Below are 24,599 nucleotides of genomic sequence, written 5' to 3'. Positions count from 1 at the left end.
TGAATAAGGAAGGCATACAAAATGAGAATACAAGATTATATGTTAGAAACACCAGTTAAAATGAGAGAAATGATATCTAATGCAGATAATTTATTTAATGAAATTAAGAAAGAAGATATAAAAAAGATTATAATAACAGGTTCAGGTACTAGTTACCACTCAGGATTGCAAGTACAACCATATTTACAAAATTTATTAGACATAGATGTTGTAGAAAAGTATCCATTTATGATAACTGAAGATACGTTTAAATTTGATAATAAAAATACTTTGGTAGTAGGAATATCTCAAGGTGGAAGTAGTTATTCTGTATATAATGCTATGAAGTTAGCTGAAGACAAAGGTTGTAAAATAGCATCTATGGCGGGTTGTAAAAATGCTCTGATAGATGAGATTTCTGACTATATATTAACAGTGAATTGTGGTGAAGAAAAATCTGGTGCGAAAACAAAAGGCTTTTATTGCACAAAGTTAAATTTAATGTTATTAGGTCTTCAAATAGCTAGAGAAAAAGGAATAATATCTAGTGAAAAGTACAATGAAGAGATAAATAAGATATTAGATGCAATAGATAGATTTGAATCAGTATATAAATCATCTGAACAATGGATTGAAAGAAACAAAGAAAAGCTAGTTAACGCTAAAGAAATAAGAATAGTAGGCAACTCTGATATATATGGAGATACATTAGAGTCAGCATTAAAATTATTAGAGACAATGAGAATACCTGTAACTGGATATGAGTTTGAAGAGTTCATACATGGTGTGTACAATGCTATAAATAGTGATTCTACTATATTTATACTAGATACAGGGAAAGAGCCTAGAGTAACTAAGATGGTTGAAGTACTTTCTGGATGGACAGACAATGTATTTGTCATAGGTAGAGATGTTGCAGAAGAAGACAAAAATTTAAAGGCAAATATTATAGATAACCCTTACTATCAAACGTTTAACTTCATAGTACCTATACAATTGATATGTGGAGAAATACCTACATTAAGAGGTATAAACCCAAGCATTCCAAAAGATACTAAGTTCCACATGAAGTTAGGTAGTAAGAAGTTTAATAAGTAATTATACATATAAGTACTTTAGTTTATAGTTTCTTGTATAAATTTATAAATATACACTTAAGTAGCATGAATTATAAAGGTAGTGTCTCAAAATGATTTTAATTAATCATTTTGGAACACCACCTTTTTTAGTGTATCTTTAGTGTATATATAATAGATTAGTTTTTTACAAATCTACACACATTATCTTCAAAAATTAACTTACCATTTCTTTTTTTAGTCTCCACATAGCAAGTGCGAAACTTCCACAACATAATATTAAAAATAACACTATAACAGGTAGTATATCTCCAACCAGAATAGTTTTACCAAATATTAGGCTACGTAAAGTATTAATAACATGGGTAAATGGATTGAGCATAACTGCTATTTTTAATCCTCCAGATAAATCTTCAACAGGGAAGAGAGCAGAGCTTAAAAAGAAAATAGGAAGTACAATGGCAGTCATAATTGTTTCATAAATTATTTCATTTGGTAATAATAGGCTTATAGCATAAGCAAGACTTGATAAAAAAAAGGCTGTCATAAATATCAATACTATCATTATAGCAATTCCACCAATACCAGATGCTATTTTTACTGAAAAGAATATGCTTACTATGCATAAAATTGCTACTTCAATAAAAGACACTAGGATAGCTTCTAGTAACTGACCAAAGACAATGGAATATCTACTAATAGGTGCAATTAAAACTCTATAAAAACTTCCGCTATTTTTCATTATAAAATTGATGATACCACCACTACTACATGATGAAAAGATAACCAATACAATTATACCTGGAAGTATAAAAGCTGTATAATTATCAATATTCATATCACTCATAGTTTGGTTTGCGACAGAGCTATAAAGTACAAGCCAAAGAAGAGGTTGTAATATAGTAACTACAAATGAAATTGGATTTTTAAAACGCCATTTCATATTACGCCATAAGATATTTAACATTTCCATTCCTCCTTTGAATCCTTTTTAGAACTTGTTAATGCTAAAAAAACATCTTCAAGACTTGGTTCTACAATTTCTATTGCATCAAACTTTATATTATGCTCTAAAAGAAATTTATTTATTGAAGTAAGTGCAGTTCTACTATCTTCTACACTTATAAAAAGTGAATTTCCTCGTACATTCATAAATTTAACTAAGCAAGTATTTTTAATATCATTTTTATATTTTTTTATATCTTCATTATCATGAAATACGATACGAAGTATGTTTTGCTTAATATAACTACGCAAACTAGATGGTGTTCCTTGTGCCAAATCTTTTCCATTTTTCATAATACAGATATTATCACTTAGTTGTTCAGCTTCTTCAAGATAATGAGTAGTTAGAAAAATAGTTGTACCATATTCATCTCTAATTTTTAGTAGCATATCCCACATAGCTTTTCTTGAATCTACATCCATACCAACAGTAGGTTCATCTAAAAATAGAATTTTAGGAGATGACACCATATTCATAGCTATATCTAATCTACGTTTTACTCCACCAGAATAAGATGAGGTAGGATACTTTAAGTAACTAGTTAACTCAAATTTTTCAATTAAAGAGTTTATTCTTTCTTTTGCAACTTGTGGTTCCACTTTATACATTTTACTTTGGAATAGCATGTTTTCCATAAGAGACAGGTGTTCATCAATAGATATTTGTTGTGCTACACAAGCAATTTGAGTGCGTATCCAAGATGGATTATTTATTAAATCTTTTCCAAACATTGTTACATTACCAGCTGTAGGTTTGTAAAAAGTGGTCAAAATATTGATAAGCGAAGATTTACCAGCACCATTTGGACCAAGCAAAGAAAAGATTTCTCCAGCCTTTACACTAAAACTTAGACCATTTAAAGCTTTTACACCATTTTTATATTCTTTTACTAAATTGTTGATTTCGATTGCCAACATATATTATTCCTCCTCTTTAAGTGGAAATATGATTTCTGTAATATATTTATCTGGATTACCTTTTATTAGCATACCTGGTCCTTTAATAAATACTTCTCTCCAAGGAGTTTGTATCGTTAGATTATTTTCATGAATATATTTAAATATCATTTCATATGTTTTTGGCAAATTACTATATGAACCCATGTGGGTAAAAAACAAAGCTTTTGTTTTAGGAAACTCTTTTATTGTTACACCCATACGATTTGGAGTTTCAGCAGTTGGTACACATAACTCCATTTTTCCTATGCCAGTTTCTTGGTCAACATTATGGTAGCAGAAGAATGGTGCACCATTTGATTTTCCTTTTATAGATTTAAATACATTTGGAAAATATTTTGTTGCTTCAGTCATAGGTCCATTGTAACTCATAGTAGCTGCTGTGACTGATTCGATGTTTTTAATTTCAATTTTATAATTCATTTGTTTTCCTCCCTAAGTATGTTTATAATGATTTCATTAATCCATTAAGTATTAGTACAATATAAGATTTTTGATTCGTTGATGAGATAACCTTACCTTGTTTGCTTGTTTTCAAGTCTAACATAACATAAAATATATATCCTCTCATTTGATGCTCGATTTTGTAAACTTATTATTTGAATTTTGATTTCAATGATTTAATAAATTAAAATCAAAGAATTTATAAAAAAGTGTTTACAAATCAAGTGTATTAATCGTATAATACACTTAATGAAATATAAAATGAAATTTAAAGTAGGAATGTATTTTTTTAGAAAAAGTGTATTATCGTATTAATACACTAGAATAGGAGGAAGTATGAATTTTGAATTAGATAATACATCTCCCATTTATTTGCAAATAATAAAGCATATAAAGAGACAAATAGTAACCGGAGAATTAAAACCAGGAGAAACAATACCATCAAGAAGAGAAATGGCACTTAATTTAAAAGTAAATTTAAATACTGTTCAAAGAGCATATAAGGAGATGGGTGATATGAATATAATAAATACTTTTAAAAACTATCAGAGTAGCGTGACAGTTGATGAAAATATATTAAAAAATCTAAAACTAGAGCTAATAAATGAATCTTTAGTTGTATTTATAGAAGATATGAAGGCGATAAATGTTACTAAAGAAGAAGTTTTAAAGATAATAGAAGATAGATATTAGTTTTTTAATAAATATAAACACTTAACTTATAAGGTTAATTGTACAAGCATATTAAATATGGAGGACACTAATATGATAGAAATTAAAAATGTAAGTAAAACATATAAAAGAATGCAAGGGCTAAAAGTAAAAAAAATAGAGGCTTTAAAGAATGTAAGCTTTAATATTGAAAAAGGAAAAATAACAGCTTTACTTGGGATAAATGGTGTTGGTAAGTCAACAGTATTAAAAGCAATAGCAGGACTTATAAAAATTGACAGTGGAGAGATTTTAATAGATGGAGAAAAAATGAATAAAAACATATATAATAAACTTGCATTTGTTCCAGATGTAGAATCTCACTTTAGTAATACAACAATAAAAGAGTCATTTGAATTGATGGAAATTTTTTATCCAAGATGGAATAAAGAAAAATCAAAAGAAATGATGGATATATTTAAACTGAATGAAAATGAAGTAATTGACAATTTATCTAAAGGAAATATTGCAAGAGTAAAATTAATACTTGGATTTTGTCAAGACCCAGACTATATATTACTTGATGAACCATTCACAGGGATTGACTTGTTTAAAAGAGAAGAATTTATAGGGGTAATAGCACAATATATGAAAGAAAATCAAGCTATTATTATAACAACTCATGAGATAGTAGAAATAGAAAGCCTAGTTGATGAAGTTATAATTCTTGATGAAGGTAAAATAATAACATCATTTAATGCAGAAGATTTAAGAGAAAGAGAGGGTAAGTCTATATTAGATAAAATGAGGGAGGTATATAAGAATGAATAAGCTTCTATGTCTAATAAATGTAGATTTAAGGAGAAATAAGAGGTTTTATATAGCTTATATATCTTTTTTATCTTTAATTACACTGTGTTTAAATTTATTTGAAATTATTAAATTTAAGAACTCTAAATTTATTATAAACTTAGCAATAGAGGATTTTGGAGGTGTATTTTATGGAATAGGTGTAATTGGGAATCTTAGATGTATCCAAATAATTTTACTGTACGGAATATTGGGAATGTTTACATACTATATTTTTATGTGGAAAAGAGATTTCTTTTCTAAAAATCAAAGTATTTATACTTTAATGATGTTACCGCAGGATAAATTTAAGCTTTGCATATCTAAGTCAATAGCTTTGATAACAATGGTATATGGTTTTTTGATAAGTCAGATAGCAACATTATTTATATGTAAATATATATTTAATTTTATTTTTAGAAATATTCCAATAGTTAATATGTCCTTTGCTCAGGATTTATATTATTTAAATTTAAAAAGTATTCCAATCGATTTTGTTTCTTTTATAACAATTTATGTGATTTTACTGCTTTTAGCTATTTCTTTTTTAAATTGTTGTATATTATTCACATTTTCTTACAGAGGTAAACTTTATGTGATTTTAATTACCTTGATAATTTTGGCAGGGCTATATTTTTCAACAGTGTATATAAATATAATTAGTTTGTTTAGAAAGTATTATGGATTTGTTGGAACACAACTTAATTCTTTAGGTAATTATGTATTAAGTTTTATAGTTATAATGTTTATTTTAAATGGAATCTCTTATTTTTTAATAAATAAGAAGTTGTCTGTTTAGGAGGTGTGTCATGAAATTAAAATCTAAAGTATCTATACTTATTATATTTTTAGCAGTAGCAATATATTTTAGTATAGACATATTGAACAATGAAAACAATTTAAGTATAAAAACTATAAAAGGTGACCCAGATGAATTGGACTATATAAACATAGATTTTGGATATGATTTTAATGGATATATAAATTCAAGATATATAATAAATGGAAGTAATAAAACTAAAAAAACAGAATTATTAAAATCAATAAAAGAGAGTGAGAATACGAATAATCTAATCGATGTCTCTAGTGGTTTGGATTCAATAGCTCATGTTGGTTTTGAAATAAATGATGATTCTAAATCTAATTCAAGAGGGATAAATTTTGTCATAGATGAGAAAAAAGAAGACCTAGAAAAAGGTGTATTTATGTCAGAAGGAAGTGATAAAAAAATTGAATATGAAAAACTAGATATGAACAACTTTATAAGAACGAGATATAAAGTAGATAAAGATATCGATGAGTATCATGTAAAAGTACTATCATCAAAAAGATACAAAAAAGACTTATATGTGTCTGTGCTTTATGCTCCAAGTGACTCATCAGAAAAAGATGAAGAAGCTTTGAGTACTATAGATATAATAAAGATTAATACTAAAAATAAAAAAATAGAGACGATAAAAAGTATAAATATAAGCAAGTATCTTTTTGAAAAATACAACAATATACAAAGTATTGATGTAAGCTATTCTAGTAAAGATGGAGATAAAATGTATATTTTGATAGAAGCAATAAATGCAAATACATGGGACGATGTTGCTTCTAAGCTAAATTTACTTGAGTATAATGTTGAAGAGAATAAAGATAACATAATAGAATTAAAAAGTTATGATAGAATGTCTTTGGAAAAAGCAAAGCTAAAAGATAGTAAATTATATATGATAATGTCAGAAAGAGATAATGCCAATAAAAGTAAAGAGATAAATTTAATAACTTATAACATACTAGATGGCGGTTTAGTTGAAGATAAATATGTTTTGGATGAAAAAGAAGAAAGAAGCATTAGAAACATTGAAATTGATTCAAATAAAATCATTGTATGTACATCAAAAATAAATCCCGTACTACCTTGGGACAATAAGACTATCCTATATATAATAAATAAAAATTCGAAAGAAATAGTGTATAAGGGAGAATTACAGTTTAATAGTTCAAATAGCAATTTAGAATTTGGAATAAAGTAGGTGAATTGATGAGAGATTTAATGAAGTTATTTGAGTTTGATTTAAAAAGAAACATAAAAAATTATATATTTATAATCATTTGTTGCTGTTCGATTGTATTTTTAAATCTAGTGAAAAATTTAAATGATTATAATTATATAATAGAGAATGCAGTAAAAACTGAGCAGTTATCAAAAGTAGGAAAGACAATAGAAACAGTAAGTGTCATGGGATTTTCAAGTTTTGGAAACATAATGGGTTCTATACAATCATGTTTTTTGTTTGGTATATTTGTGTGTATTTGTTATGCTTTCTTTATTTGGTATAGAGATTTTGATATGAAAAGTAAATCTATATATACACTTATGATGCTTCCTAAAAATAAAATTAATATTTATATATCTAAATTATTAAATGTATTGTTTCTAGTGTATAGCTACACGATATTATTTACTATAACTTTATTTATTGCAAGTAAGATACTACCGAATTATATGCTTGGTAGTATTACAAACTATAATTTTGTACAAGAAACAATATATAAGTTAAATATTTTACTTCCATACAGCTTTGAGAACTTATTAGTAGAATATGTATTTTTACTAATAGGAGTTATATGTGTAGTATTTACATCAATTCTTATAAATAAATCTGTGTATAAGATGAGGGCTTTAATGAGTTTTCTATTTTTAGTTATAGAAATTCTAATATTTATAATTCTTGTAGAATTTATTATACCTTATGAATATAGTAATGTATTTACTGTAGTATATTCAAGTGTGAGTATATTTGTATGTAGTTTTGTGTCTAATAAACTTTTAAATAATAAAATTGACTTTTAGGAGGTGTATATATGAGAGAAAAGAAATTAGGAAAATATACAATATGTTTTATAACAGTATGTTTATCAATGATTATTATGGCTTTGATATTGAGTTATCTTAATAAAAATAAATTATCTATAAGAACTTTAAATGGCAATATAAAGGATATAGGAAGAGTGAGTTTAGTATATACACCTAATATAAGTAAATATACTTATGAAGAAGTAATCATAAGTAAAAATGGGACAAGAAATGATATAAATCCTAAAACTAAAATTGGAAATGATTATTTGCATATTGATAAGAAATACAGCGATTTTATTGATGATAAAGGAAGCGAATTTATATATAAAGATGATTTGAATATAGGTGTAGCATATACTTCTACTAAGTCTAATTCAGTACATGAAAGAAACAATTTAAATGATTATATAAAAGTTTCAAATAAAAATTTAAAAAGTGGTTTAGAAGAAAATTTTGATATTGATTTAAAAAAATCTGATTTTAAAGAAAATAGCTGGCGAACTGTTTTTAACCAAATATATAGGGGAAATTTATATATGGTGATTAGTGAAACCAATGTTTCAGGTGCTACAGTCAATAATATTTGTATATTAAAGATAGACATAAAAAATAAATCCTATAAATTATTAAATAGATTTAATTTAAATTCGCAAAGCAAATACCAACAGAGTATTAACGAGATTAAATTTTCTATTGGAACTAAACTTTATTTGGAGAGGTTAAATAACAAAGATATAAATGGTGACATTGAAGGTCATGATAATTATTCAGATTTTATTGTATATGATATAGAAGAGAATTCTTTCAATAAAAGTAATAAGTTTATGGATAATTTAAATAAAGAAAAAAATGCTGACCAAAGGGAAAGGGGTTTATTAAGTAAAACAAAGTTAGACTATATTGTTAGAGATAACAAACTAAATATTATAGTTACAGATAAAAGTCGTTCTATAATTAATCTTGTTTATAGTGTTGATTCCAATGAGATTAATTTAGAAGATTATGAAAGGCTTAATTTAAAAGTAAATTATGATGAAGCGTTATCTGGTGTTAGAAAAGTTAAGTTGCTAGATGATAAAATATATTCTATTTCAAGTGTAAAGGAAAATATTTCAGGAGAGAAAAAAGGAAGTGGAGTTACTTCTGATATAGTTGGAACTAAACCAATAAAATTTCAAGTATTTGATATGAGTCTTAAAAAAACAGTATATGAAGCTGAATTGATAAATGGAGATGTAAGTTTACAAGACAAGTTGTTTTTTGTAGCAAATTAAATAATAGTATTAATCTTATAACTTTAGATTGGTATACTTTTATTATATAAAAATGAATAAATAAAAATAAGGCAAGATAATTATACGTATATTTTGATTATCTTGTCTTATTTTTATCTTTGATATAAAAGCAATCTGAATAATATTTTTTACATATTATAAATATTCTAATATACTTTAATTTAATTCGATATTTAATTCACTTAAATTTGAAATGATAGTAATATAGTGGTAAAATTAATTATTAGAATATTAAAAATAATAGATAAATAATACATTATACTTGAAAAGGGGGAGAATTTAAAAATGAGCAAAAAGTATATAAAAGCAGGAAATTTAATTGATTAAAAAATAGCTACGCACACTCGTGACTTTAGTCATGAGTTAGTAGCTAAAATAGTCAGCATATAGGGAAACTTATATGTAGAGATAGGATAGAACCTATCCAATACTACTTGAATTGCTGGAAACCCCTAAAGCTAACCAAACTAAAACATAAGGATGAAATAAACCTAAGTGTGAAAGTTACGAAAGTAGAAAAAATTGGTTAGATGGTATAAGGTTAAACCCTAAGTACTTTAAAATGGGCAATCAGCAGGTAAGCTCCGAATAGGAGAAACTTCAACGACTATTCCTCTTGAGGGAAGTACACTACAAGCTATCGGTAGTGGAAGTGGGTAGACCTTAACGGATAATGCCGAAGGATAAGATATAGTCTGTGCTTGCATGAAAGTGTAAGAAGTTCATAAGAGAACTGCATAGGTAATAGCGAACTTATGTGAACGACAACCTCAAAAATGATAAAAGTTAAGACTTATGGTTCTTACATATGTTATTTAGAAATAAATATAAAAACCTTCAAAATGCTTGTTTTAAATAATTACATTTATTAATGTTATTATGGGTGATGAAAAATGGAAGTGACTCATGGGATATGCATATTTAGTACAATACCATATAGTAAGGTGTGTAAAATATAGATATCCAGTATTAATATAATCATAAAAAATAAGTAAAGTGAGGTGGTAGTAGTGGAAAAAGCTTATAAGTTTAGAATGTATCCAAATAAAAAACAGCAAGAGTTAATTAACAAAACTTTTGGATGTTGTAGATTTGTATATAATAAATATCTTGCTAAAAAAATAGAAGTTTATGAAAATAATAAAGAAACTTTTACTTATAAGCAGTGCAGTTCTGATTTGACTGATTTAAAAAAAGAATTAGAGTGGCTTAAAGAACCTGACAAATTTTCACTACAAAACACCTTAAAAGATTTAGAAAGCGCATATAAAAAATTCTTTAAAGAAAATGCAGGATTTCCCAAATTTAAATCAAAGAAAACTAATAGATTTTCATATAGAACTAACTTTACAAATGGAAATATTATGTACTTTAGTCAATATATAAAATTACCTAAACTTGGTATGGTTAAAGTAAGGGATAAACAAGTACCTCAAGGGAGGATACTTAATGCTACTGTATCTCAAGAACCAAGTGGTAAATATTATGTATCATTATGCTGTAGAGATATAGATATTGAAGCATTTGAAAATACTAATAATCAGATAGGTTTAGATTTAGGAATTAAAGAATTTTGTATCTCAAGTTGTGGACAATTTATAGAAAATCCTAAGTATCTTCAGAAGTCATTAAACAAACTTGCTAAATTACAAAGAGAATTATCGAGAAAAACAATCGGTAGTTTAAATAGAAATAAAGCAAGATTAAAAGTTGCAAGACTTCAAGAACATATAGCTAATAGGCGAAAGGATTTTCTACAAAAACTATCTACTAAATTAATACAAGAAAATGATATTATTTGCATAGAAGATTTACAAGTAAAGAATATGACTAGAAATCGTAAATTATCTCGTTCTATTTCTGATGTGTCATGGTCAGAATTTGTTCGTCAATTAGAATACAAGGCTAATTGGTATGGTAGACAAATTGTAAAGGTAGGTAAATTCTTTGCAAGTTCACAAATATGCAATAAATGTGGGTACAAAAATGAGGAAATTAAGAATTTAAATATAAGAGAATGGATTTGTCCTTGTTGTAATATAACTCACGATAGAGATATAAATGCAAGTATAAATATACTAAAAGAAGGATTAAGACTAATAACAGTTTAAAATAGATAATTTATGTAAGAACCGTAGGAACTACGGGGATAGCCTGTGGAGAATTGGTAAGACATATTTTAGTATGCAAAATTCTATGAAGCAGGAACTCTGTGACTTTAGTCATAGGAGGTTCAGGGAACAGGAAATAGTATTATGAAGGATAAAGGTATAATTATTGATGAAGATACTATACTTGAAATTGAAAATATAAGAGAAGATTTAAGTGGATATGATGTATATGATTACCTAGATAAAACTGTTATGCCAGGAATTATGAATTGTCATGTGCATTTGACAATGGAGCCAGTAGGAAATCCAAAAGTTTATTATGAGAACGTATCTGATGTAGAGCTTGTGGTAAATACAATAAAACAACTTGATGCATATTTAGATTCAGGAGTAACATATATTAGAAGTCTAGGTTGTCCAAAATATGTGGATGTGCAGCTTAAAAATCTTATAGACAAAGGGTCTATAGATGGTCCTGGTATAGTTACTTCAGGTCCAGTTATATGTATGACAGGAGGACATGGATACTATTTTGGTATTGAAAGTGATGGAGTAGATGAATGTAGAAAATCAGCTAGAACAGTTTTAAAAAATGGAGTAGATTGTGTAAAGATAATGGCTACTGGAGGTGTAACAACTGATGGTGTTGAGCCAGGTTCACCACAATTGACTTTAGAAGAAATGAAGGCTGCTATAGATGAAGCTATAAAAGCAGGGAAAATAACTGCTACACATGCACAAGGAAGAACTGGTATAAAAAATGCAGTGCTTGCAGGAATCACTTCTATAGAACATGGTGTTTATTTAGATGATGAAATAATTGATTTGATGCTTGAAAGAGGAACATATCTAGTTCCAACAGTTGCTGCACCATATTTTATTTTAAATGCAGGAAAAGAAAGTGGAATAACTGAGGCTACTCTTAGAAAGTGCGAAATTGTTGCTATTCCACATAAAGAATCATTCTTAAAAGCGTACAAAAAAGGAATTAAAATTGCAGTTGGTTCTGATGCAGGAACTTCTTATAATGAACATGGAAAGACATATTATGAAATGAAGTTAATGTCAGATTATGGTATGGATAATATGGATGTAATAGTAGCAGCTACAAAAACTGCATCTGAACTTTTAAGAATTGATAAAAATTATGGAACTTTAGAAAAAGGAAAGAAAGCAGATGTGATAGTTGTAAATGGCAATCCTATAGATAATATAGATGTAATGTCAGATGTTTTAGCAGTATTTAAACTTGGTAAAAAAGTTAGATAATAAAATAAAAGAGAAATTAGAAAAAAGTGTCTGAAAGATTTTTAAATGATTAGAGACACTTTTTTTATTGATAATATTTATTAATACTTTAAAAATTAATATGTTATTTTATATCTATTAGTTAATACATATTATAAAAGAATAAAAAGTAATAATTTGTCATGTAAATAGATATGTTTTTATAAATAAGATATTTTAAAATAAAAAATAGTATATAAAAAAGGTTTATATGTTATATTTATATAAATATATCTATAAATAAGAAAGGAGCAAATTGGTAAATGATAGAGGTAGATAAGTTATGTAAATCTTTTACAAGAGTTATAAAAGATGATAAAAATAAAAGTTCAATAAAAAAATTAAAGAAAATTAAAACTAAAAAAGAAGACTTTCTTGCTGTAAATAATGTTTCTTTTAGTGTTGAAGAAGGTGAGATAGTCGGAATATTAGGACCAAATGGTGCTGGAAAGACAACTTTACTTAGAATGCTAGGAGGAATATTAACACCAACATCAGGAAATATAAGTGTTTCTGGATATGATTATTCAATAGATAAAAATTCAGCAAAAAAAGAAATAGGATATCTATCTGGAAATACAAAGCTATATGGAAGACTTTCTCCTAGAGAACTTTTAACAACTTTTGGAAGTTTATATGAAATGACAAAAGAAGAAATAGAAGAGTCGATTAAAAATGTTGTAAAAGTAATGGATATGAATGAATTTATAGACAATAGAATTGAAAATCTATCAACTGGTCAGACACAGCGAACATCTATAGCTCGTTGTTTAATACATTCCCCAAAAGTGTATATTTTTGATGAACCAACATTAGGTCTTGACGTTTTGAGTAGTGCATCTATAATAGACTTTATGAAAAACGAAAAGTTAATAGGAAAAACCGTACTTTATTCAACTCATTATATGGAAGAAGCAGAAATTTTATGTGATAAGATTTTAATGATTCATAATGGAAAAATAATTGCATCAGGAACACCGAAAAGTTTAAAAGAAGAATCGGGAGTAAATAATCTGAGAGATGTGTTTATAAATCTTTCTAGAATGGAGGAGGTTTAGATGAGAAGTAAAATTGTAAAATACATATTCAAAAAAGAAATGTTAGACATACTAAGAGACAAAAAGACCTTATTTATGATGATTGTTATACCACTTCTTTTATATCCTTTGCTTATGTTGTTGATGATTCAAGTAATGAATATGTCTGCAAATAGTATGAATAGTAAAGATATTAATATAGCTTTTGATAGTACACCTAATAAAGTGCTTGTATCAATGATTGAAGAGGAGAATAATTTAGAGGGCGATACTGGGACTAATAAAGATACTACAAATGATAAAGGCAAAATAAAAATATTAAGTGTTGATAATTATAAGAAGTCTTTAGAAGAAAATAAAATTGATGCTTACATAAAAATAGAAGAAAAGCAATCATCTACGAGTTATAAAATATATATGAATTCATCTCAGGAAAATTCGTCTAACTCTGTAAAAAGAATTGAAACTGTTTTAGATAAATACAAGAGATTTACTATAGAGAATACTTTATCTGAAAAAGGACTGGATGTACAAAGTACATTAGAACCTATAAAGTACAGTACTATAGATGTTGCAAAAACAGAAGAAGTAGCAGGCTACTTCTTAGGACAGATATTGCCATTTATATTAATAATAGGAGTTTTGCTTGGTTCAATATATCCAGCAATAGATGTTATGGCTGGAGAAAAGGAAAGAGGTACACTAGAAACTTTATTTACACTCCCAATATCAAATTTAGAATTAGTCATGGGAAAATATATGGCTGTTTCCCTTAGTGCAATAGTAACAGCAATTTTAAATATTTTATCTATGGGCTTAACGATGGCATTTATTTTAGTGAGTGGGGGTCTTAGTAGCCAGTTTGGTTTTGGAAATTTTAATTATGGAGATTTAATTTTACCAATTGCTACTACTTTAATATGTGTATGTCTGTTTTCAATGGTAGTTGCAGCAATAAGTATGTGTGTATGTTCACTAGCAAAAAGCTTTAAAGATGCTCAAAACTATATAACTCCTCTTATGTTGGTTATTATGATACCATCTTATGTTTCTATGATACCAAATATAGTATTGGATAGAGTAACAGCTGTAATACCTGTGGTAAATATATCATTACTTATAAAAAGTGTATTATCTTTTAAAAGTGATTTAAATCTGATAGCACTAGTTTTAACATCGAATATAGCTTTTGTTATATTGGCAATTATACTTCTGTCTAAAATGTTTAATTCTGAAGAAATACTTTTTGGAAATAGTAAGAGTTTTTCTTTCTTGGAGAAAAGATGTAATATAAAAAAAGGGTCTATACCAACTGTGAGTGATGGGATTATTTTGTATGCAGTAGGATTAGTTCTTTTAATTTATGCTGGTTCTTTGGTTCAAATTAAATTTGGAACAGCAGGTATTGTAATGACACAAGTTATGATAATTGCTTTACCACTAATATTTGCATATTATATCAAAGCTGATTTTAGAGAAGTATTTAGTATAAAGATTCCAACATTAAAACATCTCTTAGGAGGAGTTGTTCTTTGGATTGGTGGATACATCATTATTATGATTATAACTCAGTTAATTTTATTTTTATTTCCTCAAAATATGGAAGTGGCTGAGAGTTTAAATAAATCTCTGTTTATGAAGGATAAATTTTTATTGAATTTATTGATAATAGGATTATTACCAGCTATATGTGAAGAAATATTTTTTAGAGGTTTTATATTTTCTGCATTTAGTAAATCAAAAAATGGAGTTAAGTCTGTAAAGTTAGCAATAATCTGTAGTGGAGTATTGTTTGGTATTATGCATATGGATTTTATAAGAATAATTCCAACATCAATATTAGGAATCATATTTGCATACAGTGTATATAAGTCGGGCTCTATATTTGTATCAATGTTATTACATTTCTTAAATAATAGTGTAGCAGTTATAGTAAATCATTATGCAACAGGAAATATAGCTAATTTATATAAGTTTATTGAGGTTGATTTTTCAAATTTAAATATGTTTAAATTTGTTTTAATTCTTGTAATAAGTTTTATATTGGTTATATTAGGAAGGAGACTTTTATATAGAAAAGATTTAAAAAATTAAATATAAATTTCTTAAATATATTGAGATAATAAATAACACTAAAATATATAAGTATTACTTTATTTATATATACTTTAGTGTTATTTTATTTATTTCTTCATTATATAAACTCTTTATAAATTCATTTATATAATATTTTAATTATATAAATGAATTTATAAAGAGTTTATATTTAAAAAATGACCTTAAAAAATTAAGTGAAAGTAACATATTAAAAAATTCAAATTAAATATTATTCAATTTAGTTTGTTATGAAAATTAAGTGTTGATTTGTGGAAATGAATAGAAGAAGAAAAATAGAATAGAATTTTAAAGGTAAATATGTTGCAAATACTGTATTTTAATAAAAAGTAGTCATTTCTTGTAAAATGGATAGTTTATATTTACTTTAAAATTTGTAAAATTTTGTTATACTATATATATAGAATATGTTATATTAGTTGTCTTTCCTATTGATTTATACATTTCATATCGGTATAATAGAAAATAAATTGGATTATTTTGGCATATAATTATTGATAAAAAGTCAATCTTTTTATATGAATTTTCTGAAAAATTTTATTTTTATATTATAATTATATTGATTTTTACTAAAAACTATCCATTTTACAAGAAATGGAAACTTTTGGAATGTGTTTATTTGCTAGTGGTTTATAATCAAATAGAGGTGCTTTAATGGGAGGAAATTTTTATGAGGAAATTACAAAAAAAATTAATGGTTTTTTTATTTATTTGTATAATTTTACAAGTTAAATATACAACACCAGTTTATTCTTTACATAAGCTTTATAAAAATAACTCCATAAATAACTTTGAATTCAACTTATTTAATAAACAATTTATTAGCTACTATGCATTGCAGATAATATTTACTATGACGATAATATGTCTAGTACTTATTTTTTATATAGTATATGATAAATTAAGTTTAAGAGTTAAATTACAAAATATCGTGTATACAGATGGTCTTACAGGAGCAAGTACTATGGATAAATTTGTAATTGATGCTAAAAAAATATTAAGCAAAAACACTCAAGAGAAATATGCGTTATTATATATAGATATTGATAAATTTAAGTATATAAATGATTTGTTCGGATATGAAGTGGGAAATAAAATTTTATGTAGTTTAACAAATATTATTAAACATAATATATTTGAAGAAGAAATATTTGCAAGGATATCTGCTGATAATTTCACAATAATTATGAAATATAAAGAAGAAGAAGATATAATAAATAGATTAGAATGTATATTTAAAGAATTGGATTTATTTAATAATAATCAGGAAGAAAAATATAAATTGGTTTTAAGCTGTGGAATATACTTTATACTTCCAGAAGATAAAGATATCAACCCAATAATAGATAGAGCTAATATACCTCATAAAATGGCAAAAGGAGGACATAAAAGTTCATATGCATTTTATGACAACAAGATTCATGATCAAGAAATAAAAGAAAAAGAGATGGAAAATACAATGTTCTCAAGCTTAGAAAATAAAGAGTTCATAGTGTATTTGCAACCTAAAATAGAACTAAATACAGGAGAAATACAAGGTTCGGAAGCACTTGTACGATGGAAAAATCGTGATAAGGGATTAATTCCTCCAAGTGAGTTTATACCATTTTTTGAGAAAAATGGTTTTATAATAAATTTAGATTTATATGTACTAGAAGAAGTTTGTATACAGCTTAGAAAATGGATTGATGCAGGTATAAACCCAGTAACTATTTCAGTTAATGTCTCAAGAATCCATTTATATTGCAATAATTTTATAGAAACCTATAAAAATATAATTGATAAGTACAATATACCTGCAAAATATATAGAACTTGAATTAACTGAGAGTATTATATTTGATAATTTTGATATTTTAATTGATATAATGAATAATTTAAAAGAGATAGGCTTTTTAATATCTATGGATGATTTTGGTTCAGGGTATTCATCATTAAATATGTTAAAAGAAATTCCTATGGATATCTTAAAACTTGACCAAAAATTTATCATGGAAACATATAATAGTAAGAGAAGTAAAATAATTGTTACTAAAGTTGTAGAGATGGCAAAGGAATTGGGGATGAAAGTAATATCTGAAGGTGTAGAGACAGAAGCACAGTTTAAACTATTGAAGGAAGTCAAATGTGATATGGCACAAGGATATCTATTTGGAAAACCAATGCCAATTGAAGAATTTGAAAAATTGATTGCATACACTTCAGCAAAAGAATAATTAATTTACTTTATAAAAAATGAATAAGTTATATTAAAAATGAACTCTAATCTAGTGTTCATTTTTTATGTGGATTTTTATACATCTATTTATTGAAATATGTAAACATTAACAAATATAAATATAGTCTTACCTCATATAGATTAACTAAAACACTAGAATGTAGTATCTATTGGTGGCATCTATTGAAATTACATTTCAGTATTTATTTTGCAGTAATGATTGTATAATTCCTGAACTTTTGATTTTATCAATGTTTTAAGCTCAATTGGTTCTAGTACTGTGGCCTCTTTTCCAAATGACAAGAAATATTCAGCTACCCAGTTTAGTGTTGTTTTTGAGATATACATATCTATGTAGCCACCATTAGGAAAAATAGTCAATCCTTTTGCTAATAGAAATTCTGTCTCACAGCGTTTTACTCCTATATCTGTTAGTTGAATTTTAATATGATAATCTTTAGCAACTTCTAAATTTTCAAGATATTCATGTATTGAATTTGGAATACTGTATTTTGAACTTGTTATATTTTCTATATTTACAATCTTTTCAATTCTGTCTACACGAAATTCACGGATAGATTTTGACTTTAAGCAATACGCTGGACAGTACCAAAGACCATTCATTGCATATAAACCAACAGGGATAATAGTTCGGATACTTTGGTTTTTATTTGATGAATATTGAACTGTAAGAGCAGAATTATTTGTAATTATGTTAAATAGTTCTTTCAACAAAGGAGAAGAGCAATGTCTATCTGGTGTCCAGAATACAATTTTATTTTGTATTTGAGTAATATTATGCTGTACATCTGCTGGTAGACAATTTAAAAACTTCTTTAATACAGAGACTCTCTCTTGTTCAAATGGCAAATCACGATAAAAAGCTAACGATTGATAGGCAAAAAATATTGCTTTTGCTTCACTTTCTGAAAAGGTAATTGGTGGTAGTATACGTTCTTTTAACATATGATAACCACCTGTTGCCCCTGTTTCTGAATATAGAGGGAATCCCATGCTTTCTAAAGCTTGTAAATCCCTAAGTATCGTTCGTTTTGATACATAAAATTCTTCAGACAATTCCCTCAAGGTAAAATTTCTTTTTGCATTTATAGTTATTATCAATTCAATTAAGCGCTCAGCCTTTGACATTTTTCTACTCCTTTTTTTATAATAGTGACAATTATTGTCACCATTATATGATAGGATATTATCGTGTTGAAAGCAATATAAATATTATAGAAAGGATGGATATTTAATATGAAAGTTGATGATATATTCAATTACTGTGTATCAAATTTAGATGATGTTGTTTTAACAGACAATTGGGGGGAAAGAGGTATATTTTATAATCCTAATGGTATTTTAAAGAAAGGAGTATATGTTCTTACTATCAAAGAAAAAGATGGTGAAAATGACAAAAGTTCATCACTCAACCGAAGTAATGTTTATCGTGTGAATGTATGCTTGAAAAAGGAAACATTTATTAAAATGTTCGATTATATTCCAAAGCGTCCAGAGGCTGGGCAAATTGTGAAAATGGACTTTGATTTTAAAAAAATGGATACAATTATGCCTCATCCTGTTTACGCATGGATGGGATGGGTATGTGTCTTAAATCCTTCAGAAAAAACATTTAAAGAATTAAAAGTAATGATACAAGAGTCATACGATTTTGCTAAGGAAAAATTTGCTAAAAGGATAAAAAAGTAATAGCATGTGAACATAATTATAATAAAGGCTACCAAGACCTAAAAATACAATTATATTTTTTCACTTCATATATTCTTATAGATTCACATAAAATTTGGTAGCCTTGAATGAAAATCTCTAAACCAGACAAGAGAAAAATAAATACCAAATGAAATATCAAAAAACATAGTGATTAAGGAAATTTCTTGTATTATACCTATTCAAACCTGAAGATTTTGAGATTTAATAATAGGTTTTAAAATGCTATTTTTTATAAAAACTATATTTAAATGAAAAAGCTTGTAGATATTTATAATTTTATCTAAAAATAGTTGACATATGAGCTGTATTATTATATTATTGTATTAGGTTATTAATACAATAATATGATAACACAATGAGGAGGCATGAATATGGAATGGGAACTTGATAATAACAAACCTATATATATACAATTAGTAGAACATCTAAAGTTAAAAATAGTTTCAGGGGAAATAAAAATAGGTTCTAAATTAGAAACAGTAAGAGCACTTGCAGAGGATGCTGAAGTTAATCCAAATACAATGCAAAAAGCTTTAACAGAACTGGAAAGACAAGGATTGGTTTATAGCCAAAGAACAAAAGGAAGATTTGTAACAGATGATAAGGAAAAAATAAAAGCTATGAAAGAGGAAATAGCCAATGTTGAAATAAACACATTAAAAGAAACTTTAGTAAAACTTGGATATGACAAAGATGAAATGTTAAAACTTATAACAGAAAATTTGAAAGGGGAATTATAAAATGGATAAAAATATAAATAATGTTTCTCAAAATGACATAGTTGAATTTAAAGGTGTAAATAAAAGCTATGGAACTAAAAAAGTTTTAAAGAATGTTGAATTGAATATACCAAAAGGAAAAATAGTTGGCTTGTTAGGTCCTAATGGAAGTGGTAAAAGTACAATGATTAAATTGATGAATGGATTGTTACAACCTGATGATGGTGAAATTATGATAAATGGAATGAAGCCATCTATAGAAACAAAAAAAATAGTATCATACTTACCAGAAAGAACTTATTTAAACGACTGGATGAAGGTATCAGACTTACTTAAATTTTTCTATGATTTTTATAGTGACTTTGATGTTAGAAGAGCAAATGAAATGATTAAGAGTTTAGATATTGATGTAAATGAAAAATTAAAAACAATGTCTAAAGGAACTAAAGAAAAAGTACAGCTTATTCTAGTCATGTCAAGAAAAGCAAATATATACATTTTAGATGAACCTATTGGAGGTGTTGACCCAGCTGCAAGGTCATATATACTTAAGACTATACTAAAAAACTATTCTGAGGATAGTACTTTGTTGATTGCAACTCATTTAATAAGTGAGATAGAGAATATATGTGATGAAGTAATATTTATATCTAAAGGTGAAATAGTACTACAGGGAGATGTTGAAGCAATAAGAGAGGAAAAAGGTAAATCTATAGATGCATTATTTAGGGAGGAATTCAAATGTTAGGAAAACTATTAAAATATGAATTAAAGGCAAGTGGAAGAACGTTTATACCATTATATATAGCTATAATAGTAGTGGCTATATTAAACGGAATATTTATGAAGATTGATATATTCCAAATACAAGGAATAGGAATACTTGTACTTACAAGTCTTTTTATGGCACTAGGTGTTTTAACTATTGTAGTTACAATTCAAAGATTTAGAAAAAATCTTTTGGGAGATGAAGGTTATTTAATGTTTACTCTTCCTGTTAATACTAGTTCGCTTATATTATCCAAATGTATAACAGCACTTATATATGCGGTACTTAGTTTTATAGTTGCAGTAGTTACATTTTCAGTACTAATGTTTTTTAGTGCTTCTGGAATTGAATTTGCTGAGATTTTAGATTTTTTTAATAATGTTTTTAAATTGGGATTTGAAAACTTTTTAGATATTTTCTTGTTATTATTAACAATGCTTATTTCATATACTTCATTCATTTTATTGCTATACACAGCAATTTCAATGGGGCAATTACCAAGATTTAATAAACATAGAAATGTATCCGCATTTGTTTCTTTTATAATTATAAATATGATAATATCAACTGTTGGTAATACAATTGAAAGATTTTTACCAAGAGAAAATACTAATATGATTTATCATTTATATCAAAGCTCTCATTTTATGTTTGCTATACTTGGTAGTATTATACTTTTAGTAATATTATTTGTTGCTACAAAATATATACTAGATAGAAATTTAAATTTAGAATAGATATTTTTATAAAGAGCCATCTTTTAGAGCTACCCTAAAAGATGGCTCTTGTTTACTTTAATAAGTAACCAATTGAGTATTATGTAAACAGGAATAAATTCTTATATATGGTTAAATGTGTATGTGTATTATATAATAAAAATGAATGCTAAAAATTTTGATAAATAATTACAAAATTATTATAAGCAAATACTGCAAATAGAAAGTCTACAAACAGAGTAATAAAAGTTAAAACTACATGGATTTGAGGGAGAAAATATGAAAAGTTATACAAAGACTAAATGGAGTGTTTGGGGCATAATTACATTTTCATTTATTTTAGTCTTATTTTTAAGGATGTCAACTGCTGTTGTCTCAGATAATTTAGCAAAAGAGTTAGGGTTTAATTCTATACAAATATCAAATATAGCATCATTTTGCCTTTACTCATATGCATTTATGCAAATACCAGCAGGTATATTAATTGATAAATATGGAGCAAGAAAAATTAGTAGTATTGGAATAATAACAGCGAGTGTAGGTTCTATATTATTTGGATTAATACAAAATATAGAATTAGCATATATTTCTCGTATAGTTGTAGGAGCAGGAACATCAGTAATACTACTTTGTATCTTAAAAATTCAAGGTAGATGGTTTGATAAATCAGAGTTTGCTTCTGCAACAGCTAAGTTCTCATTTGTTGGAAATGTGGGAGGAGTTCTTGCTACTTTTCCGCTAGTATTTTTATCTGAATTTATTGGTTGGAGAAATTCATTTTTATTAATAGGTATAATAGGTGTTTTAATTGGATGTTGTATGTATATTATTGTTAGAGATACACCAAGAGAATATGGATTTAATGTAAATGTTGATATTTATGAAGAATCAGAAAAAATTAGTATTATTGAGGGGATTAAGTCTGTTATAGTCAACAAGTCAACATGGTATAATTCAATAATAATGTTTTCTTTTGTAGGTTTAACAAGTGCATTTACAAGTCTTTGGGGAGTAAGATACATAATGGACGTTTATGGAGTTAGCAAGAGTTTTTCTGCATTTATAGTATCATTTTTTACATATGGATTTATATTTGGCTCAATAATTATGGATTTTGTGTTTGCAAAAATAAAGTCTAGCAAGTTTAACATAATAAAATATGGTGCAATGATAGACTTATTTATATGGATAATAATTGTAATTGTTTTCAAAGTAAAACCACCAATAATGTTTTTACCAGTAGCATTTTTTATAATGGGGTGTATAGTCATGTCACATTTACAAGTATTTAATGATGCTAAATATAAGAATAAAGAGATTTATTCTGGATTAGCAACTAGTGTTATTAATACCTTTGAATTTATAGGAAGCGGTATTATTAATTTAATCATAGCTATATCTTTACAAATAAATTTCTACAATACAGTTGATGGATACAAAAGAGGATTTATTATATTTATAGTATTAAGTATTATAACTATAATAGCATCTCATATTGGTGTGAAAAATGATGATTTTAAAACTAAGTAGCATTTTCGGAGTGACTTAGCATAAAGTTCTGTAAATAATAGAGGGTTTGGATTTAGAAAAAAGAGCTAACTGGAATATAAATCTTGTTTACTATGATTAAATGATATTGTATCATATTAAATAGAAAAATAAGAACTTTAAACTATAATATTGGTTCTAAAATATAAAGTAAGGAGTTTTTTCTATGGATACAACAAAAATAGATGATATAAGTAAGTTAGATTTAAATAATCTAGATATTAATAAAATGGACATGGGCGGTTTGATGGAAAGCCTTTTGGAATGGGCAACTACAAGTGGAGTAAAACTTATAATAGGTCTACTTATACTTTCCATTGGATTTAAAATAATAAAAAAAATTGTAAACCATGTCATGACAGTTCTTGGTAAAAGAGATGTTGATTTAACGTTAAGAAAGTTTTTGAAATCTCTTCTTTTAAGTGTACTTAAAGTTGCTGTTATAATAGTTGTTCTTGAATACTGGGGTATGAGTTTATCTAGTTTTGCTGCTGTAATAGCTTCAGCAGGGGTAGCGATAGGTTTGGCACTGCAAGGTAGTTTATCAAATTTTGCTGGAGGATTTATTATACTTCTGATTAGACCATTTAAAGTAGGAGATTACATAGAAGCAGCAGGTCATGGAGGAACAGTTGAGCAAATAGGTCTTTTTTATACACAATTAGCTACTCCAGATAATAAACAGATACTTATACCAAATGGTTCTGTATCAAATGATAGTTTGATAAATTATTCTGCAAAAAATACTAGAAGGGTTGATTTGGTTTTTAGTGTAGGATATGAAGATGATATATTACATGTTAGAAGAGTCTTAAAAGAAATTGTAAACAAACATAAATTAATAATAAATGAACCAGAACCATTTATAGGAATAGTTGAACATGGAGATAATGCAATTAAATTTGCAATTAGGGCTTGGTGTAAGACAGAAGACTATTGGACAATTTACCTGGATTTATTAGAAGAGGTTAAAGTTAGATTTGATGAAGAAGGAATTACAATACCATATCCTAAAATGGATTTAACAGTCAGAGAACTAAATAAAATTTAAGTTTTTAATTATATAAAAGGGATGCTTTAAATAGCATCCCTTTCAGTTGTATTTACTTTATGTAGATTTTTTATATTTATGTTTAATTAATAATGATTTTTACTATCTTATAGATTTAAATTTTAAAATTCTGGTATAATAAATTATATTATATAGATTTTAAAAATATTTCATCTTTGAGCGATATATTCAAC

Annotated in this window: 22 protein-coding genes; 18 read left to right on the top strand and 4 right to left on the bottom strand. The window is 26.4% G+C overall.

The features are described from left to right. Positions 1–21 precede the first annotated feature (21 nt). Complete coding sequence (locus KGF45_RS03770) at positions 22–1,077, top strand: SIS domain-containing protein (protein ID WP_227827460.1); 1,056 nt, start codon at positions 22–24, stop codon at positions 1,075–1,077. Between the two features lie 195 nt (positions 1,078–1,272). On the opposite strand, the gene KGF45_RS03765 is transcribed toward KGF45_RS03770, so the two are convergent. From KGF45_RS03765 to KGF45_RS03755, 3 genes are read right to left on the bottom strand one after another with little or no spacing between them, the layout of a single operon-like run. Continuing rightward, positions 1,273–2,022 carry an ABC transporter permease gene (locus tag KGF45_RS03765; RefSeq protein WP_227840906.1) on the bottom strand — a complete coding sequence of 250 codons (750 nt, stop codon included), beginning with the start codon at positions 2,020–2,022 and terminating at the stop codon, positions 1,273–1,275. After that, a complete protein-coding gene (locus KGF45_RS03760) occupies positions 2,016–2,978 on the bottom strand; it encodes an ABC transporter ATP-binding protein (RefSeq protein WP_227840905.1) in 963 nt (320 codons plus the stop codon). The genes KGF45_RS03765 and KGF45_RS03760 overlap by 7 nt, the downstream gene beginning before the upstream one ends. 3 nt (positions 2,979–2,981) lie before the next feature. Continuing rightward, complete coding sequence (locus KGF45_RS03755) at positions 2,982–3,440, bottom strand: GyrI-like domain-containing protein (RefSeq protein WP_227827463.1); 459 nt, start codon at positions 3,438–3,440, stop codon at positions 2,982–2,984. Positions 3,441–3,797: 357 nt separating this feature from the next. Between KGF45_RS03755 and KGF45_RS03750 the strand changes: the two genes are divergently transcribed. The 11 genes from KGF45_RS03750 (at position 3,798) to KGF45_RS03700 (ending at position 17,869) form a co-directional block, all read left to right on the top strand. Next, complete coding sequence (locus tag KGF45_RS03750; protein ID WP_227433053.1) at positions 3,798–4,154, top strand: GntR family transcriptional regulator; 357 nt, start codon at positions 3,798–3,800, stop codon at positions 4,152–4,154. Between the two features lie 72 nt (positions 4,155–4,226). Further along, positions 4,227–4,943: an ABC transporter ATP-binding protein gene (locus KGF45_RS03745; protein ID WP_227827464.1), complete on the top strand. Its 717-nt coding sequence runs from the start codon at positions 4,227–4,229 to the stop codon at positions 4,941–4,943. Continuing rightward, the gene (locus tag KGF45_RS03740) at positions 4,936–5,760 is read left to right on the top strand and encodes an ABC transporter permease (RefSeq protein WP_227827465.1); all 825 of its coding nucleotides are present in this window, start codon (positions 4,936–4,938) and stop codon (positions 5,758–5,760) included. Before KGF45_RS03745 ends, KGF45_RS03740 begins: the two co-directional genes overlap by 8 nt. 10 nt (positions 5,761–5,770) lie before the next feature. Beyond that, positions 5,771–6,982 (top strand): hypothetical protein, encoded by a 1,212-nt coding sequence (locus KGF45_RS03735; RefSeq protein WP_227827466.1) that lies wholly within the window; start codon positions 5,771–5,773, stop codon positions 6,980–6,982. 8 nt (positions 6,983–6,990) lie between these two features. Then, entirely contained in the window at positions 6,991–7,803 is an 813-nt protein-coding gene (locus KGF45_RS03730; RefSeq protein ID WP_227827467.1) for a hypothetical protein, read from the top strand. Between the two features lie 11 nt (positions 7,804–7,814). Further along, positions 7,815–9,083 (top strand): hypothetical protein, encoded by a 1,269-nt coding sequence (locus KGF45_RS03725; protein WP_227827468.1) that lies wholly within the window; start codon positions 7,815–7,817, stop codon positions 9,081–9,083. A gap of 1,022 nt (positions 9,084–10,105) precedes the next feature. Continuing rightward, the gene (tnpB, locus tag KGF45_RS03720) at positions 10,106–11,215 is read left to right on the top strand and encodes an IS200/IS605 family element RNA-guided endonuclease TnpB (RefSeq protein WP_227841876.1); all 1,110 of its coding nucleotides are present in this window, start codon (positions 10,106–10,108) and stop codon (positions 11,213–11,215) included. A 144-nt stretch (positions 11,216–11,359) separates the two neighbouring features. Then, positions 11,360–12,484: a metal-dependent hydrolase family protein gene (locus KGF45_RS03715; RefSeq protein ID WP_227830477.1), complete on the top strand. Its 1,125-nt coding sequence runs from the start codon at positions 11,360–11,362 to the stop codon at positions 12,482–12,484. A gap of 281 nt (positions 12,485–12,765) precedes the next feature. Further along, entirely contained in the window at positions 12,766–13,560 is a 795-nt protein-coding gene (locus KGF45_RS03710; protein WP_227830478.1) for an ABC transporter ATP-binding protein, read from the top strand. Further along, positions 13,561–15,633, top strand: coding sequence for an ABC transporter permease subunit/CPBP intramembrane protease (locus KGF45_RS03705; RefSeq protein WP_227841875.1), 2,073 nt, complete (start codon positions 13,561–13,563; stop codon positions 15,631–15,633). Between the two features lie 691 nt (positions 15,634–16,324). Next, positions 16,325–17,869, top strand: a complete 1,545-nt coding sequence (locus KGF45_RS03700) for a putative bifunctional diguanylate cyclase/phosphodiesterase (protein WP_227829749.1) — start codon at positions 16,325–16,327, stop codon at positions 17,867–17,869. Positions 17,870–18,060: 191 nt separating this feature from the next. On the opposite strand, the gene KGF45_RS03695 is transcribed toward KGF45_RS03700, so the two are convergent. Then, positions 18,061–19,020 carry a helix-turn-helix transcriptional regulator gene (locus tag KGF45_RS03695; protein WP_227841874.1) on the bottom strand — a complete coding sequence of 320 codons (960 nt, stop codon included), beginning with the start codon at positions 19,018–19,020 and terminating at the stop codon, positions 18,061–18,063. 108 nt (positions 19,021–19,128) lie between these two features. On the opposite strand from KGF45_RS03695, the gene KGF45_RS03690 reads away from it, so the two are divergent. The 6 genes from KGF45_RS03690 to KGF45_RS03665 all read left to right on the top strand — a co-directional run bounded on the left by KGF45_RS03690 (position 19,129) and on the right by KGF45_RS03665 (position 24,405). After that, entirely contained in the window at positions 19,129–19,581 is a 453-nt protein-coding gene (locus KGF45_RS03690; protein WP_227829747.1) for a DUF6194 family protein, read from the top strand. A gap of 392 nt (positions 19,582–19,973) precedes the next feature. Then, positions 19,974–20,342 carry a GntR family transcriptional regulator gene (locus tag KGF45_RS03685; protein WP_227829746.1) on the top strand — a complete coding sequence of 123 codons (369 nt, stop codon included), beginning with the start codon at positions 19,974–19,976 and terminating at the stop codon, positions 20,340–20,342. A gap of 1 nt (position 20,343) precedes the next feature. Further along, positions 20,344–21,069: an ABC transporter ATP-binding protein gene (locus KGF45_RS03680; protein WP_227829745.1), complete on the top strand. Its 726-nt coding sequence runs from the start codon at positions 20,344–20,346 to the stop codon at positions 21,067–21,069. Further along, on the top strand, positions 21,063–21,827 hold the full coding sequence (locus KGF45_RS03675; RefSeq protein WP_227841873.1) for an ABC transporter permease: 765 nt from the start codon (positions 21,063–21,065) through the stop codon (positions 21,825–21,827). The genes KGF45_RS03680 and KGF45_RS03675 overlap by 7 nt, the downstream gene beginning before the upstream one ends. A gap of 258 nt (positions 21,828–22,085) precedes the next feature. Beyond that, positions 22,086–23,336: an MFS transporter gene (locus KGF45_RS03670; RefSeq protein WP_227841872.1), complete on the top strand. Its 1,251-nt coding sequence runs from the start codon at positions 22,086–22,088 to the stop codon at positions 23,334–23,336. A gap of 184 nt (positions 23,337–23,520) precedes the next feature. After that, the gene (locus KGF45_RS03665) at positions 23,521–24,405 is read left to right on the top strand and encodes a mechanosensitive ion channel family protein (protein ID WP_227829742.1); all 885 of its coding nucleotides are present in this window, start codon (positions 23,521–23,523) and stop codon (positions 24,403–24,405) included. Positions 24,406–24,599: the final 194 nt, after the last annotated feature.

Source organism: Clostridioides sp. ZZV14-6154, assembly GCF_020657785.1.
Taxonomy (GTDB): domain Bacteria; phylum Bacillota; class Clostridia; order Peptostreptococcales; family Peptostreptococcaceae; genus Clostridioides.
This window is presented reverse-complemented; position numbering and strand designations above follow the sequence as displayed.